This window comes from Dermatophilus sp. B7861-1 (assembly GCF_058996045.1).
The window spans coordinates 985,223-1,000,398 of the sequence record NZ_CM180082.1; the positions used below are offsets into that span (position 1 = coordinate 985,223).

At 58.6% G+C, this 15,176-nt stretch carries 14 protein-coding genes; 10 read left to right on the forward strand and 4 right to left on the reverse strand.

The annotated features are described in order from the left end of the window. Window positions 1-202 precede the first annotated feature (202 nt). Window positions 203-1,168, forward strand: a complete 966-nt coding sequence (locus AC2T9U_RS04395) for an ROK family glucokinase (protein WP_208303607.1) — start codon at window positions 203-205, stop codon at window positions 1,166-1,168. A gap of 12 nt (window positions 1,169-1,180) precedes the next feature. Here the strand turns inward: AC2T9U_RS04395 and AC2T9U_RS04400 are convergent, their stop codons facing one another. After that, on the reverse strand, window positions 1,181-1,702 hold the full coding sequence (locus AC2T9U_RS04400; protein ID WP_493696727.1) for a hypothetical protein: 522 nt from the start codon (window positions 1,700-1,702) through the stop codon (window positions 1,181-1,183). Window positions 1,703-2,052: 350 nt separating this feature from the next. On the opposite strand from AC2T9U_RS04400, the gene AC2T9U_RS04405 reads away from it, so the two are divergent. From AC2T9U_RS04405 to AC2T9U_RS04415, 3 genes are all read left to right on the forward strand, one after another. After that, window positions 2,053-2,718, forward strand: a complete 666-nt coding sequence (locus tag AC2T9U_RS04405) for a lysophospholipid acyltransferase family protein (protein ID WP_493696728.1) — start codon at window positions 2,053-2,055, stop codon at window positions 2,716-2,718. Window positions 2,719-2,829: 111 nt separating this feature from the next. Continuing rightward, on the forward strand, window positions 2,830-4,194 hold the full coding sequence (locus AC2T9U_RS04410; protein WP_493696729.1) for a class II 3-deoxy-7-phosphoheptulonate synthase: 1,365 nt from the start codon (window positions 2,830-2,832) through the stop codon (window positions 4,192-4,194). Between the two features lie 47 nt (window positions 4,195-4,241). Beyond that, window positions 4,242-4,829, forward strand: a complete 588-nt coding sequence (locus tag AC2T9U_RS04415) for a molybdopterin-dependent oxidoreductase (RefSeq protein ID WP_493696730.1) — start codon at window positions 4,242-4,244, stop codon at window positions 4,827-4,829. Window positions 4,830-4,837: 8 nt separating this feature from the next. On the opposite strand, the gene pknB is transcribed toward AC2T9U_RS04415, so the two are convergent. After that, complete coding sequence (pknB, locus tag AC2T9U_RS04420) at window positions 4,838-6,787, reverse strand: Stk1 family PASTA domain-containing Ser/Thr kinase (RefSeq protein WP_493696731.1); 1,950 nt, start codon at window positions 6,785-6,787, stop codon at window positions 4,838-4,840. Between the two features lie 72 nt (window positions 6,788-6,859). Between pknB and AC2T9U_RS04425 the strand changes: the two genes are divergently transcribed. Then, window positions 6,860-7,294 carry an Rv2175c family DNA-binding protein gene (locus AC2T9U_RS04425; protein ID WP_493696732.1) on the forward strand — a complete coding sequence of 145 codons (435 nt, stop codon included), beginning with the start codon at window positions 6,860-6,862 and terminating at the stop codon, window positions 7,292-7,294. Window positions 7,295-7,357: 63 nt separating this feature from the next. Here the strand turns inward: AC2T9U_RS04425 and AC2T9U_RS04430 are convergent, their stop codons facing one another. Then, window positions 7,358-8,443 (reverse strand): polyprenyl synthetase family protein, encoded by a 1,086-nt coding sequence (locus AC2T9U_RS04430; protein ID WP_493696733.1) that lies wholly within the window; start codon window positions 8,441-8,443, stop codon window positions 7,358-7,360. A gap of 601 nt (window positions 8,444-9,044) precedes the next feature. Here AC2T9U_RS04430 and AC2T9U_RS04435 point away from each other — a divergent pair. The 4 genes from AC2T9U_RS04435 to AC2T9U_RS04450 all read left to right on the forward strand — a co-directional run bounded on the left by AC2T9U_RS04435 (window position 9,045) and on the right by AC2T9U_RS04450 (window position 12,274). Further along, window positions 9,045-9,470: an SAV_6107 family HEPN domain-containing protein gene (locus tag AC2T9U_RS04435; protein ID WP_493696734.1), complete on the forward strand. Its 426-nt coding sequence runs from the start codon at window positions 9,045-9,047 to the stop codon at window positions 9,468-9,470. A 96-nt stretch (window positions 9,471-9,566) separates the two neighbouring features. Beyond that, complete coding sequence (locus AC2T9U_RS04440; RefSeq protein ID WP_115030666.1) at window positions 9,567-10,358, forward strand: class I SAM-dependent methyltransferase; 792 nt, start codon at window positions 9,567-9,569, stop codon at window positions 10,356-10,358. A 75-nt stretch (window positions 10,359-10,433) separates the two neighbouring features. Next, window positions 10,434-11,681: a DNA polymerase IV gene (locus AC2T9U_RS04445; RefSeq protein ID WP_493696735.1), complete on the forward strand. Its 1,248-nt coding sequence runs from the start codon at window positions 10,434-10,436 to the stop codon at window positions 11,679-11,681. A 92-nt stretch (window positions 11,682-11,773) separates the two neighbouring features. After that, a complete protein-coding gene (locus tag AC2T9U_RS04450) occupies window positions 11,774-12,274 on the forward strand; it encodes an SCO2097 family morphological protein (protein WP_493696736.1) in 501 nt (166 codons plus the stop codon). 102 nt (window positions 12,275-12,376) lie between these two features. On the opposite strand, the gene AC2T9U_RS04455 is transcribed toward AC2T9U_RS04450, so the two are convergent. Beyond that, window positions 12,377-12,574 carry a DUF7455 domain-containing protein gene (locus tag AC2T9U_RS04455; protein WP_028326412.1) on the reverse strand — a complete coding sequence of 66 codons (198 nt, stop codon included), beginning with the start codon at window positions 12,572-12,574 and terminating at the stop codon, window positions 12,377-12,379. Between the two features lie 397 nt (window positions 12,575-12,971). Between AC2T9U_RS04455 and AC2T9U_RS04460 the strand changes: the two genes are divergently transcribed. Beyond that, the gene (locus tag AC2T9U_RS04460) at window positions 12,972-15,119 is read left to right on the forward strand and encodes a DNA gyrase/topoisomerase IV subunit B (protein ID WP_493696737.1); all 2,148 of its coding nucleotides are present in this window, start codon (window positions 12,972-12,974) and stop codon (window positions 15,117-15,119) included. Window positions 15,120-15,176: the final 57 nt, after the last annotated feature.

Below are 15,176 nucleotides of genomic sequence, written 5' to 3' on the forward strand. Positions count from 1 at the left end.
AGAGGGGACGGGGCTGCGTCGCGGTGTGGACGAGCCGAGGGTGCCGTTAGTGTTTCATGACCTTTCGGTGTTGTGCGCCACGACTGTTTATTGGAGGGGGTTGATTATTGCCAGGTGGGCTGTAGGGGTGAGAATGGCGCGGCCGGGCACTCCTGGTGGGTAAGTGTGTGATGTCGAAGGTCTGCGGAAGGGGTTATGCCAGATGAGTGAGTGTTTGGCCGTAGGTATCGATATCGGTGGTACCAAGGTTTCCGGTGGGGTTGTGGGTGAGGATGGCCGCATTTTGCGGCGTTCGCGGCGGCACACACCAGATCGGTCAAAAAGTCCGCGCGTAGTTGAAGACACCATCGTGGCTGTGGTTGATGAGCTGACTGATGGGCTAGAAGTTTCGGCGGTCGGTATCGGCGCTGCTGGTTTTGTGTCGGTGGATGGAGCTCGGGTCGTTTTTGCGCCACATTTGTCGTGGCGGAATGAGCCATTGCGGGATTCTTTAGCGCAGCGCTTGGGTATGCGGGTCCATGTGGAGAACGACGCTAATGCGGCGTTGTGGGCGGAATACCGCTTTGGGTGCGCTGCGGGAGAGTCGCATGTCGTGATGATCACGTTGGGCACTGGTATCGGGGGAGGTTTGCTTGAAGAGGGCGGGCTACGCCGGGGTCGGTATGGCATTGCGGGTGAGTACGGGCATATGCAGGTGGTTCCGGATGGGCGGCGTTGTGAATGCGGCAACCGTGGCTGTTGGGAGCAGTATTCCTCGGGTAATGCGTTGGTGCGTGAGGCAAAAGCATTGATTGAGAATGAGTCGCCAATGAGTGTGGAGTTGGCTGCACGCGTGCAGGAGGCAGGCGGGGTGCTGACTGGGCCGCTGGTGACGGAAGCGGCGCGCAACGGTGATGCTACTGCGGTGGAGCTACTCGCCGAGGTAGGGCAATGGTTAGGGGTGGGGATGGCCAACCTCGCTGCCGCGATAGATCCGGGACTGTTTGTTGTGGGAGGCGGTGTGAGCGCCGCGGGGGATCTTCTCGTGGAACCAGCGCGGGAGATGTTCGCTAAAAAGTTGACTGGCCGGGGGTACCGGCCGGTGGCCAAAGTGGTTGCGGCTGCGTTGGGTAATGACGCTGGTTTGATCGGTGCTGCAGATTTAGCGCGATCAGAAGCACAGAGCTAATCCCGTGAAGGCTTAGACGACAGCGCCGTCGTTGCGGTCTTCTTCTTCAGGGTCTCGACGGGCGGGAAGCCGAGAAACCATGAGACCGAAGCCCACAAACGTGCCAACCACGGCAAGCCAGAACAGATACCGAGGCGCACCCGGAGCGAACACGACAAGAACGATCAGCATCAGCGGCCCCCCGACCATTCCCAGCACCGCGCCCCACAAGGTTGGGTTGTGGAAATGGAAAGGATTTTCCGGGTTCGGGGGGATGAACTCTTCTTCGCCCTCTTCGGCAGGGGTGTATGTTCGCCACCCGCGAGGAAGGTCTACTCGTGAACCGAAAACTTCTTGCGGAGTTGTGGGGCGGCGCACGCCTGCACCTGGTTCCTCGCCCTGCGCGGAGTTGTCCTGATGAGCGGAGAATTCCGGCGTGGGGGGTTTCTGGTCGGCTACTTGATCCCAGTTCGCGATGATCCCAGCGAACGCAGCATCGATCCCGTCCTTGTCATCGCCGTGTGAGCCGGGGCGCGGAGTGTCCATGCGCGACATCGGATTAGCCTTTCTGACTCAACGGTGCACACCGGTGAGACCGCAACACTGCCGCAGCGACACCCACCGGGCCGCAGGCGTACCCAACGGCTAAAACAAGTGTGGCACGTGACGCAGAAACGAACCGAGATCGCACATAGCGTGTGGGGCAGACCAAGCTCCCGTAAAGTGACCCAGGCGCGTACCCGATGCAGCTACCGCGGCCTCTTCGCACCAGAGCGGGCAGCTAAGCCAAACGCGTTGTGATGAAGCACCCAGCCGCCCACACGGGGTGCCATAGGGGAGGACCTACGTTGCTGTACTGGACACTGAAGCGACTGCTCGGACCGGTGTTGCGCACTGCGTTCCGCATGAAGGTGCACGGGTTGGAGAAAGTCCCCGCCCAAGGCCCAGCAATCCTGGCGAGCAATCACTTGTCCTTCTCGGACTCAATCTTTCTCCCCGTGGCACTTCCACGCCGAATCACATTCCCAGCCAAGCTTGAATACTTCACCCAGCCCGGTCTGGTCGGTGCCATAAAAAGAGGTTTCTTCACCGGTGTAGGGCAAATCCCCATTGATCGCTCCGGTGGTCCCAAAAGTGCTGCAGCTCTCGAAGCAGGACTGGAAGTTCTTAGCCGAGACGAACTCTTCGGTATTTACCCAGAAGGTACCCGCTCACCCGATGGGCGCCTTTACAAAGGGAAAACAGGCATGGTCCGGATGGCTATGCGCGCTGGCGTGCCAATCATTCCAGTAGCCATGATCGGCACTGATATCGCGCAACCCACCGGCCAAAAAATTCCCAAACTCGTTCCCATCGAAGTGCGTTTCGGTGACCCGATTCACCTCGACCATCTTGTCGGAAAAGAAGATGATCAAGCTCTTATTCGCGCCGCAACAGATCAGGTCATGCAGGCGTTAGCGGACCTTTCCGGGCAGGAATATGTCCACGAATACGCCGCTGATCGGAAAAAATTTTTGCAGGAGCAAGCCGCGCGCAGCGGGCCAAAAGATAGCAGCCCCGCAGCGAATTAAGCGTTTTCCGCGCAGCTGTTCCTTCTGCGGTAAGGGCAGGTAGAGCGGATGTGGTGATCGTATCCCAGCAGTTGGGTGATGTGGCCATGGGTGCGTCGTACTCTTGGGCATGTGACTTCTGCTTCGCCTCTGACCTGGCCCGATCTGCCAGCACGTCAGCAACCGATTTGGCCAGACAAGGCCGCGCTCGCTGACGCTTCGGCACGGCTGGCCAGTTTCCCGCCCCTTGTATTTGCAGGTGAGGCGGACATTCTGCGTTCTCGTATTGCACAGGCTGCGCAAGGCAAAGCATTCATGCTCATGGGTGGTGACTGCGCGGAGACTTTCGCTTCAGCAACTGCTGACAATATTCGTGACCGGGTTAAAACTATTCTGCAAATGGCAGCGGTTTTGACGTATGGCGCGAGTATGCCAGTGGTGAAAATTGGTCGTATTGCGGGGCAATATGCGAAACCGCGGAGCAAAGACAGCGAGACGCGGGACGGGGTCACTCTTCCTTCGTACCGTGGTGATTTGGTTAATGACTTCGCTTTCACTGAGCAGGCACGCACCCCTGACCCTCACCGGCTCGTTGAGGCCTATCACGCCAGTGCCTCAACGCTGAATCTTGTTCGTGCTTTCACGCAGGGTGGTTTCGCTGATCTGCGCTATGTGCACGAGTGGAACAAAGGGTTTGTTAAATCTTCCGCTAACAGTAAATACGAGCGGATTGCGCACGATATCGATAAAGCCATGCGCTTCATGGTGGCGTGCGGTGTTGATTTCGACGCGCTGAAAGCCGTCGATGTGTGGGCCAGCCACGAGGCTCTCGTCCTTGACTACGAGAAACCATTGACACGCATTGATTCTCGTACGGGAAAGCCTTACGCCACGTCAGGGCATTTTGTGTGGGTGGGTGAGCGGACCAGGGACATTGATGGCGCTCACATTGACTTCATCTCTCGAATAACTAATCCGGTAGGAATGAAAGTTGGTCCATCCGTGGATGTAAAAGACATCCTCGCCATCGCTGAAAAAGTGAACCCGACTAACGCCCCTGGGCGTCTGACCCTCATCACGCGGATGGGAGCAAAAACTATCCGCGAAAAACTCCCACCGATATTGGCTGGAGTGAAAGAAGCAGGGGCATGCATTACGTGGGTCTGTGACCCTATGCACGGCAACACATTCGAGTCTTCTACGGGGTTCAAAACACGCAGATTCGAAGACATTGTCGAAGAGGTCCGTGGATTCTTTGACGCCCACCGAGACGTAGGAACTGTGCCAGGCGGCATTCACCTAGAACTGACCGGCAATGACGTCACCGAGTGCCTAGGCGGCACGTTCAAGGTGGACGATCTCGATCTCGAACGGCGATACGAAACCCTCTGTGACCCGCGACTCAACCACCAGCAGAGTCTTGAGATGGCTTTCGTCATTGCCGAAATCCTGTCCGAACAGAGTAGAACAGGTGAAGAACTTCTTCACCGAGCTTAAGCAAACGGCACGGTCGCGAACGGAATCCTTGAACGGGACGAGAACGTATGGGCCATGGCGATGTGACGGGTACTGGTAGAGGCGAGGAATGTAACGAGCCCCAACGCGCCAGCGCTCGTCACTACGGCCCTGTGCCCCGCCTAGATATAAACAGGTGGCGATTAGCCATCACTGGTGCCACCTGTGAAGGCATGTATTGCTACACATGGGACGACATACTCGACATGCCCATGATCGACGTGCCTGGAACGATCCACTGTGCCCAACAAGGCCGAGGCGTTACCCAGATCTGGCGGGGGGTACCAACTTCACACCTGCTGAGCATCGCTCCGCCAGACCCCAACGCCACCCACGCTTTAGCTGCTGCGGCGTACGGCTTTTCCAGCACTCTTCGTTTACGTGACCTCAATCATCCGGAAACGATCCTCGCCACGTACGTTGATGGAGTTCCCTTGACGCCGCAGCACGGAGCCCCCTTGCGCCTATTCGCGCCGCACCTGTTCGGGTGGAAAAGCGTGAAATGGCTGCTGGAGATCAGCTACCTCATGGCGCCAGAACCAGGATTCTGGGAATGCCGGGGCTATCACATGGTGGGGAAAGTCAGTGATGGCCACATTTACGCTCACCAAGAGTGACCCCACAGTCACACCACATACACCTTGATGACGCTGCCACGCGGCACTGCTGTGCCCGGAGCCGGGTCGGTGCTGCGGACAGTGTCAAACAAGCCACCAACGACTTTTTCTGCCTGCATCGCAAGCCCAGCTGACTCCAAAGCATTCCGCGCGTCAGCCTCAGACATGCCAGAGACATCCGGAACGTTGACGACGTCTGGGCCCTTACTGACAACGATCTCTACCGTGTCGCCGCGGTGCAGTTTGCCGCCGGATGGAGACTGCCGGAGTACAGCATTAGGCGGGACACGGTCAGAGAATTCTTTACCGGTCACGCGCACGCGCAGGCCACGCCGTTCCAGTTCAGCAGTGGCATCAGAGAGGCTACGGCCGGTGAAGTCATCAACGCTGATTGGTTCTCGGCCACGGCTAACAACGACGCTGACCTCGGTCCCTGGGCGCAGCGATGTACCCGCAGCAGGTTTGGAACTAATCACGGTCCCGGCGGGTACTTTTTCGTTCCACTCTTTTGTGCGCTTACCCAAAACGAGGTGATTTTGCTCAAGGAGTTTGGCAGCTGCATCCGGTGTTGATCCGGCGAGCTCAGGAACGTTGTACCGTTCCGGTCCCCCTGAAACGATGAGGGTCACCGGGTCTTGGCGGTGAGTTGCTGTGCCGGCAGGGGGCTCAGTGCGGATGACGCTGCCACTAGGCACTGTCTCTGAATATTCCTGGGTCACGGTGGACTCAAGACCCAAACCATTAAGCGCGGCTTCGGCATCTTTACGAGTCACGCCAGCAAGGGTGGGGATGTCTACTGCTCCGCCCGGTCCTGCGGTGAAGAACCAAGACCCAGTGCTAATGACAGCGACCAAAACAGCCGCGACGATCCCGGCCTGGATGCGTCGCTTCGTGTTTTTGGGGCGCGTAGCGCGGGCAGGTTTCGCTGCTGCGGGTTTTTTCTTCCAGCCCTTTTTCTTTTTTGGGTTTTTTTCTTCAGGTGCTGATGGGGGAGTGATAACAGGTAGCTTGCGGGTTTCTGGGGAGCCGATGACAGCCAAGCTTTGCGTGGCGTCACTGACGTACTTCTGGGTGGAGTCGTGCGGGGCGGGAGTTTCCTGTGCTGCGGGGCGCTCCAGCGCTGCGGGAGGAAGACGGTCTAGTTCTTCGTCGGTGAGTCCCTGATGTACTTCACGTGCCCTATCACGGAACTCGGCTGCGTCCGCAGGGCGCAAAAGATGATTGGTGGCAGTGGCGGCTGCGACGAGCTCAACTAGTGTCGCTGGAAGTTCGGCATCGATAGCGGCTATGTCAGCTGAAGTGGCCCCTTCGGGGGGGCCGTCATTGTCGTAGGTAGGCTTACCAGTCAGCATCTCAGCCAAAACCAGACCGGCAGCGTAGACATCTGTGCGCGGGTCACTGACACCGCCGACGCGCTGCTCGGGGGCAGCGTAAGCAAGGGTGATGTATCCGGCTGCTGCTGCTCCTACTGCAGCAGCCAAACCGAAGTCAGTGACTTTAACGATGCCGTCATGACGAATCATCACATTGCTGGGTGTGATGTCGCGGTGCACGATTCCGAGTTTGTGCGCTGCTGATAGCCCAGCGAGGATGCCGTCCAATGTTTTGAGGGCTTCACGAGGAGTGAAGGCACCTATCTCGTGTAGACGCGCCCGCAAGGTGGTTCCCCGCAGAAATTCCATGGTCAAGAAAACGAGGTCACCGTCGTCTCCTTGATCGAGCACGGCGACGACGTGTGGATCATCCAGTCGGGCGATGGATTGGGCTTCGTGTCGGAAAGAAGCTACTCGCTCAGGATCTTGAGCCAGGTTGGGGTGCATGATTTTCAGCGCCACTTCACGACTGAGACGTTCGTCGCGAGCCACATAGACGGCAGCCATACCGCCATCGGCGATGTGGCGCAGCACCGTGTAACGACCGTCCAAGACCTTACCCGTCACGTCCCCCACTGCGTCCATTGCTCCAGTCTAAGAGGACGTCTAGTCAGGTGAGTCCATCCACATTTGTCTGTAGGTGGCAGTCTTGATCTTGTGAACGACGAACTGAACGTATCGAGCCAACCACAGGACTCGACGCCGCAGCCGAGTGACGAGCAGAAGCGTCGCGCGGCAGTTTTGGAAGAACTCGTGGACGCGTGGGTGAGCATCCCCGAACTTGCCGAAATGCAGGGGCTGCGCTTGAACGACGTGCGCAGGCAGCTCAAGGACGGCGACCTTGTGGGCGTTCGCCGTACAGAGAGCAACGCGATCTATGTTCCAGCGAGATTCCTCGTGGACAATGCGCCTGCGCCCAGGCTGAAAGGGACCGTCACAGTCTTGCGTGATGGTGGGATGTCTGACGAGGAACTACTCGAATGGCTTTTCACCCCAGATGCCACGCTCCCTGGCGGTGGCAGCGCAATGGATGCCTTTGATGCTGGTTTCGTCACCGAGGTGCGTCGCCGCGCGATGGAAAGCGCTTTGTAAGAGGCGTATCGAACTTTGTGAAAGGGGCGGGGTCAGTCATATGCCCCGCCCTTTCACGTGCACTCAGGTGTTGCGCTCAGTGGCGACGTGGATGAGTTCGGCTAGTTCTGCTTTGCCTTCGACGGTGAGTTCTGTAGTTGCAGCGAGCGCCTCGTGGGCGGTTTGGGCCCCGGCACGAATCATGGTTTCGTGGCGTTCCATCGCGCCGGTGGTGATGAAGATTTCACGGGCTCGTTCTACTTGCTCGCTGGTGAGGTTTTCTTCACCAATAAGCGAGGCGAGAAAGTGTGTTTCTTCTGGAGAGGCTGCATCGAGCGCGAGGGCTAGTAGTACGGTCCGTTTTCCTTCGCGTAGGTCGTCTCCGGCTGGTTTTCCGGTCGTTTCAGGATTCCCGAAAACGCCGAGGACGTCGTCACGAAGTTGGAATGCTTCACCGACGGCTAGGCCATAGCGGGATAGGAGTTCTCGGTCAGTGGGGTTGATGCCTGCGGCGTCAGCACCGATGAGGGCGGGTTGTTCGATGGAGTATTTCGCGCTTTTGAACTGAACGACTTTGCGGGCTTGTTCGATGCGTTCGGCTGTGCTGATGTTTTTCCAGCCACGGTTTGAGATGACGAATTCGAGCCATTGTCCTGCCATGAGTTGGCTACGCATGGTGTTGAATTCGATACGGGCTCGGTTGAGTTCCTCAAGGGGTAGTCCGCTGTCGAGGAAAAGTTGTTCGCTGGCGACTAGGCATAGATCACCTGCTAGTACTGCGCCGGAGAGCCCGAACCGCTCAGGGGAGCGCTCCCAGCCGGCTTCGCGGTGGGCTTGGGCGAAAGCGACATGGGCTGCAGGGGCTCCGCGGCGTACGGCACTGTCATCCATGACGTCGTCGTGGATGAGTGCTGCGCCTTGGAAAAACTCCAGAGCTGCTCCGACGCGTACAGCTGCGTGGTCATGTGTGCCTCCGGCTGCTTTATATGCCTGGTAGCAGAAGAGAGCACGAAAGCGTTTTCCGCCTGACAGTAGCTGCGCGATGGCGTCGAGGAGTTGATCGGATTCCGGGCCGACAGGTGTCACGAGGGCTCGCTGCTCCGACAAGGCGGAGTCGATTGCCTGTTGTACTTCGTGGCGGAAATCGGCCAGGGGAAGGGAAGAGTTCAACGGGTCCTCCAGAGCGGGTGGTCCGTTCCAGCCTAGTGCTTGTATGCACTCTCGAGCGTTGCTGGCTAGGTGTGTTACGTCTGGCAGTGCCGACGGGTGCCAGTAGCACACCACCCATCGTGCCGTGCTACAGGCACCCGAGTGCATGGCGGCGGATGGGGTTTGGGTAAGGACCGTGGGAGGCTACCAGGCAGGTAGGCGACCACATCGTTCTGAGGTCACTTTCCGAAAATAGCAGCGATTCTGGTGGGTTATCGAAAGCGCGGCGAAGATGAAGAGTTTCTGCCAGTTTGTTTTCCCCACGGCGTGGAGTAGGGATTGAAATCAAGAGGAACCTGGGCTGATTAACAGGTGAAACAGAATTGTTTTTGTTCTTCTCATTAGGGGTTTATGTGGTGGCTTAATTGTATTATTGCAAGTAGCACGCCCTGGTGTTCTGCTCTGCTTGTATTTGGTTTTACTTTGATCTTCGAGAAGTTCACATTTCAGCTGTCTTTTCGAGTATTACGACAGGTGCATGCGAGAAAGAAAATGTATCTACGCCGCACCCTCCAGCCTGTAGCCCTGGCTATTAAGACCACCAGCCACGAAAGACCTCACAATGGCTCCACGAACCGACACCAGAAAACGCAGTACAGCCAGCAACACCGCCGCCCTGGATCTACTGGCCAAAGCTCACAGCATCTGCACTCGAGCGCTCAATGCGCAAACAGCACCCGAACGCTACGTCGACGCCCATCTGGCAGCATTGCGCGCCGCGGGAGCAATTGTGGCCGCCAAACTGGGCACTCCCGCGCCCAGAGGAGCCTGGGCCGCTGTTGCTGAGCTTGCTCCCGAACTCAGTGACTGGTCTATCTATTTCGCCCGCGCAACCACACGCAGACAACGCATCGAAAACGGCCTGTGGGAACCCAGCGACGATGAAGCAGCCTCGTTTGTTGAGGCAGCAAAAACATTCGTCGACCTCACAGCAGCTGTCCTCGGAGTGCCTTTAACTCCTGCTAGTCCCATCAGCCAATACCACTAGGCCACCACGAACAGACGGCCATGAACAACGCATGGAACGTATGGTGAGCAATGGGTTTTGATACCCATGCAATCCATCTCAGGAAGGAGCCTGCCCATGGCCGAAGAAGCGAGTGAACTCACCCCCCTCGGCGAAAGCCCTGCTCGCTCTAGCGCAGTCTGGGAGGCTGTCACTGCATCCTTGCGCTCACGAGCCCAGGCCGTAGGGCGGCCACTACGGATCCTTGATTTTGGTGGAGGAGCCGGTGGGTTAGCTGTGCCGCTAGCGCGGCGAGGGTATGAGATCACTGTTGTTGACCCCAGCCCCAACGCTTTGGCGTCCCTGACTCAACGCGCACAGGAAGTTGGTGGATTAGAGAACATCACCGCTGTTCAAGGCGACGTGGATTCCTTGAGCCAAATTGTGCCCGCAGCGGGAGTGGATGCGGTGTTGTGCCACGGTGTCCTAGAGCACGTGGAGGCCCCTGCCGATGCTGTTGCCGAGCTTGCGCGTGTGCTCACCCATGGCGGGGTACTCAGTCTGACAGTGGCACAGCGAGTGGGCGCAGTGATGTCGCGGGCGTTGAGTGGTCGTTTCGAGCAAGCTCGGCAGGTGTTGCTCAGTGAAGATGGGCGTTGGGGTGAAAAGGATCCGTTGCGTCGTCGTTTCGATGCTGCAGAGATTGCTGAACTGCTCGCAGGTAGCGGTTTGGAAATCGTGGATGCAGAGGGCGTGCGTGTGTTTGAGGGGCTTGTGCCAGCCGCTTTGGTTTCCAGTGATGCTGAGCGTGAGTCACTACGGGCGCTGGAGCGTGCCGTGGCGGGGCATCCGGCATCGGCGCATTTGGCGCACATTGGGGCGTCTTTGCACGTGTTGGCGAGCAAAGCTGCGATTGATTCGGGGCAGTGATTTTGATGGTGCTGTGCTTGCTGTGTGCATAGGTGCAGTGGTGAGTCGTGGTTGTGTCGTGTCGGGGTGCTCACGGTGAGTAGACGACGTTTTCCGGTCCCGGCGCGGCACAGCCACAGCCCTGTTGATGACACTGGCTGCGTCATTCTGCATGTCGACATGGATGCGTTTTATGCCTCGGTCACGTTGCTGGATCACCCGCACTTGATAGGTAAGCCGGTGATCATCGGGGGTGGGACGCGAGGGGTGGTTTTATCTGCCACGTATGAGGCGCGAGCTTTTGGGGTGGCCTCGGCGATGCCGATGTCACGCGCGGTGCGGTTGTGTCCGCAGGCAGTGGTATTGCCGCCTCAGCATGAGCGGTATCGGGCGGTTTCAGCTGCGGTGATGGAAACGTTCGCGACGGTGACGCCTGTGATTGAGCCGTTGTCGTTGGATGAGGCGTTTTTGGATGTGTCGGGTGCGGTGCGCAGGTTGGGTTCACCGGCGGTCATCGCCGAGCAGATCCGGGCAGCGATTTTTGCTGAGCAGGGCATCACATGCTCGGTAGGGGTGGCGTCGACAAAGTTTGTGGCGAAGATTGCCTCGGGAATGGCTAAGCCGGACGGCATGTTGGTGGTTCCGCCGGCGGAGATGGTCGAGTTTGTACAGCAGTTGCCGGTGGGGGCGTTGTGGGGTGTAGGGGATAAAACTGAGGAGCATTTGCATCGGTTGGGGTTGCGGTACGTCTCGGATATCGCCACTACATCGGTATCGACGCTGCGGCACGCATTGGGTGCTACCGGTGAGCATTTGTATGCGATGGCTTGGGGTAAAGATCCGCGTGTGGTGACCCCTGAACGGGTGGAGAAGAGTATTGGCGCGGATCAAACTTTTGAGCACGATATTGATGATGTGGCTGAGCTGCAGCGGCGGTTGTTGGCGATGTGTGAAAAGACCGCTGCTCGCGCTAGGGCGGCAGGGATGGCGGGGCGAACGATTACGTTGCGGGTGCGTTTTTCAGATTTCACGACGGTGACTAGGTCGGTGACTGTGCAGGAGCACACTGATGTGGGTCGGGAAATTTTTCTTCAGGCGCGAGGTTTGTTCGACAACCTTGGTGTGCAGGGAATGCGGGTGCGGTTGGTGGGGGTGCGGTTGGAAGGTCTGGTGCGTCGTGCTGAGGTTGCGGTGCAGCGGGATCTGTTCGCGCCAGAGCAAGGGTGGCGTGAGGCAGAGGTGGCAGTAGATGCGGCGAGTGCACGATTTGGTCAGGGGATTGTTCGGCCGGCGAGTTTGTTGAAACGTGACCTTGGCGAGGATGGGATGAGGCTGCGTGAGTGAGGTGGGTCACGCGGTTGGGTGGCTGATGGAGAGGGTGGGACGCAACCCGCGGCCTAATCCCTGGTAAAAACTGTGGCCCGACACCTATTCTGGTGTTCAGCCCTGTCTATGGGGTGCGGGTTTTTGGAGTTGTTGTGGTGCGTCCCCGGTGTGGGGCGGTCGGTGGTTTGTTGGTCGAGGAGGTTGCGATGCCCCTGTCCGAGAACGAGCAGAAGATGCTCGATCAGATGGAGCGCGCCCTGTATGCGGAGGATCCGCGGTTTGCGTCGTCTATGCGTGGTGGGGTGGCCGGGGGGTCGTCTCGTCAGCGGGTGGTGGTTGGTTGTGTGGGAGCAGTGGTGGGTTTGGGGTTGGTTTTGGGTGGTGTTGCCGGGAACCTGATTTGGCTTGGTGTGGTGGGTTTTGTTGCGATGGTGGGTGGTATGGCCTGGGCTTTCACGCCAGCGACATTGAAGCGTAAGCAGGCAGAGTCTGCGCCGAGGCGAGGTTTTTCTGGGCGTTCTGCTGGGGGGCGTCGTGCTTCGTCGTCGGGGTCGTTCTCGCAGCGTTTGGAGCAGCGGTGGGAGCGGCGTCGTCGGGAGAACGGTTTTTGATCTGCGGCGTGGTGTGCTGCTGAAAAAAGTTTTTCCATGTGTGGGGGGAGCTACCAATTTTGGTAGCTCCCCCCACACATGGAGTTGTTGTTGGGCTGGTGGTTAGCTCGTGTGGAGACGTTCAGTCTCGTCGTGGATGGTGGCGTCTATCTCGGTGAGTCGGTCGGCGTGTTCGCGTGCGTGGTGGGCGCAGAACAGCAGTTCGCCGCCGCTGCGCAGGGTTGCTCGTACGTATGCTTGTGCTCCGCACCGGTCGCAGCGGTCGGCCGAGGTCATCGGTGTCAAAACAGCGGTAGTCACGTCAGCCCTACTCCGTCCATTCAGGACGCCTGCCGGGATGCCGGTGGCGTCGTTGTCGAAACTCCGTCGATTCGCTTGGGTGTGTTGCTGTCGACGTCAGTGTCGGGAGGACTCATCCGTGCGATGAGGAGTTCCTTTCGCCGTCTTTAACAGTCAATCACGCCAAATCCTTCCCGGTTTGTCACCGTTGTCTGCAAGTGTTTGTGAGCTGTGTGCGGTGGTTGCCGAGCAGCGGGGTGGGCGTGAGATCTTCGAGCCTCATCGGCCCTGACGGTAGCCTCGTGAGGAATCGTCTCCGTCTGGGTGGGTTTTGGGCCGCTCGGTGGGGTGTGTTTTTGGTGAATTGCGTGGTGCTTCGGCTGGTTTGGTCGGGTGTCCGCTGGATGGAAGTAGGTGTGTGGTAGTGGCCGCAGCTGGTGCGAAGAACGGTAGGTCGGGAGAGCCGGCGGGGTATACGGCGCGGCATTTGCAGGTTCTGGAGGGGCTGGAAGCTGTTCGTAAGCGCCCGGGGATGTACATCGGGTCTACGGACTCGCGGGGGTTGATGCATTGTTTGTGGGAGATCATCGACAACTCGGTGGATGAGGCACTGGGGGGTCATGGTGATTCGATTGAGGTGGTGTTGCGGCCGGATGGGTGTGTAGAGGTTCGTGACTATGGGCGTGGTATTCCGGTGGATGTGGAGCCGCGGACGGGGCTGTCCGGGCTGGAGGTGGTGTTTACCAAGCTGCATGCCGGTGGCAAGTTTGGTGGCGGTTCATACACGGCTTCGGGTGGTTTGCATGGTGTGGGTGCGTCGGTGGTGAATGCGCTCTCGGAGCGGCTGGATGTGCAGGTGGATCGTGGCGGGAAGACGTATCAGATGTCATTCCGTCGGGGAGTGCCAGGGGTGTTTGATGATGCTGATCCGGGTAATCCGCGTCCGGATGCGCCGTTTACTGCCTATGAGGAGCCCACGCCTCCCTCGGTGGTGGGTAAGGCTAAGCGTGGTGTGACTGGTACGCGGGTGCGGTATTGGGTGGATCGACAGATTTTCTTGTCGACGGCGCAGTTCTCGTATGAGGATTTGGCTGGTCGTGCGCGGCAGACGAGTTTTTTGATCCCGGGGTTGGGGATTGTGGTGCGCGATGAGCGTGGTCTGCCGGGGACGCCGGGGGAGAGTGGCCCGGTGGAGGAGCGGTTCCAGCATGAGGGTGGGATTGCTGAGTTTGTGGAGTTTTTGGCTACGGATCAGCCGGTGAGTGATGTGTGGCGGTTGCAGGGGCACGGTACGTTTACCGAGCGGGTGCCTGTGTTGGATGAGTCGGGGCATATGACGCCTACGGATGTGCAGCGTGATTGCGATGTGGATGTGGCGCTGCGGTGGGGGGATGGGTATGAGACGAAAGTGCGTACGTTCGTCAACATCATTGCGACCCCCAAGGGGGGGACGCATTTGGCTGGTTTTGAGGCCGGGGTGTTGAAGTGTGTGCGTAAGCAGGTGGAGGCACGTTCTCGTGCGTTGCGTCCTGGCAGTGATAAGCCGGAGAAGGACGATGTGTTGGCGGGGTTGACGGCTGTGGTGACGGTGCGTCTGGCTGAGCCGCAGTTTGAGGGGCAGACGAAGGAAGTGTTGGGCACCAGTGCGGTGCGCGGCATTGTTTCGCGGGTGGTGGATAAGCAGTTGACGGCGTTGCTGGAGTCAACGAAGCGGCCAACGAAGCAGCAGGCTACGGGCGTGTTGGAGAAGGTCGTTGCGGAGATGAAGGCGCGTATTTCGGCGCGTCAGCATAAGGAGACGCAGCGGCGTAAGACGGCGTTGGAGTCTTCGTCGATGCCGCCGAAGTTGTATGACTGCCGTACTTCGGATGTGGAGCGTTCAGAGTTGTTCATTGTTGAGGGTGACTCGGCGATGGGTACGGCTAAGGCTGCGCGTAATAGTGAGTTTCAGGCGTTGTTGCCGATTCGCGGAAAGATTCTGAACGTTCAGAAGGCTTCTATCGCGGATATGTTGAACAACTTTGAGTGCGCGTCGATTATTCAGGTTTTGGGTGCGGGGTCGGGGCGCACGTTTGATGTTGAGGCTGCCCGTTACGGCAAGGTCATCATCATGACCGACGCTGATGTTGATGGTGCGCATATTCGGACGTTGTTGTTGACGTTGTTTTTCCGGTATATGCGTCCGCTGGTGGAGGCGGGGCGGGTGTTCGCGGCGGTTCCGCCGTTGCACCGGCTGGAGGTCAATGCTGGCCCTGGGAAGAAGAACGAGTACGTGTACACGTACTCGGAGGCTGAGATGTTGGCGTTGACCAAGCGGCTACGTAAGTCGGGTAAGGGGTGGAAGGAGCCGATGCAGCGGTATAAGGGGTTGGGGGAGATGGATGCTGCGCAGTTGCGGGAGACGACGATGGATCCCTCGCATCGGACGTTGCGCAGGGTTCAGGTCGCTGATGTGGAGGCCGCGAGTCGGGTGTTTGATTTGTTGATGGGGTCTGATGTTGCCCCGCGTAAGGATTTCATTGTGGCTTCGGCGCATGAGTTGAATGCCGAGCGTATTGATGCCTGATGGGTGGTAGCCCGGTTGGGTTGATCGGTGCCCCTGCTCCCCGTAGTGGGAGTGGGG

Coding starts and splice junctions, on each gene's coding strand:
- AC2T9U_RS04395 (WP_208303607.1), top strand. CDS start 203: ATGAGTGAGTGTTTGGCCGTAGGTATCGATATCGGTGGTACCAAGGTT.
- AC2T9U_RS04400 (WP_493696727.1), bottom strand. CDS start 1,702: ATGTCGCGCATGGACACTCCGCGCCCCGGCTCACACGGCGATGACAAG.
- AC2T9U_RS04405 (WP_493696728.1), top strand. CDS start 2,053: ATGAAGGTGCACGGGTTGGAGAAAGTCCCCGCCCAAGGCCCAGCAATC.
- AC2T9U_RS04415 (WP_493696730.1), top strand. CDS start 4,242: ATGGGCCATGGCGATGTGACGGGTACTGGTAGAGGCGAGGAATGTAAC.
- pknB (WP_493696731.1), bottom strand. CDS start 6,787: ATGGACGCAGTGGGGGACGTGACGGGTAAGGTCTTGGACGGTCGTTAC.
- AC2T9U_RS04435 (WP_493696734.1), top strand. CDS start 9,045: ATGGCTCCACGAACCGACACCAGAAAACGCAGTACAGCCAGCAACACC.
- AC2T9U_RS04440 (WP_115030666.1), top strand. CDS start 9,567: ATGGCCGAAGAAGCGAGTGAACTCACCCCCCTCGGCGAAAGCCCTGCT.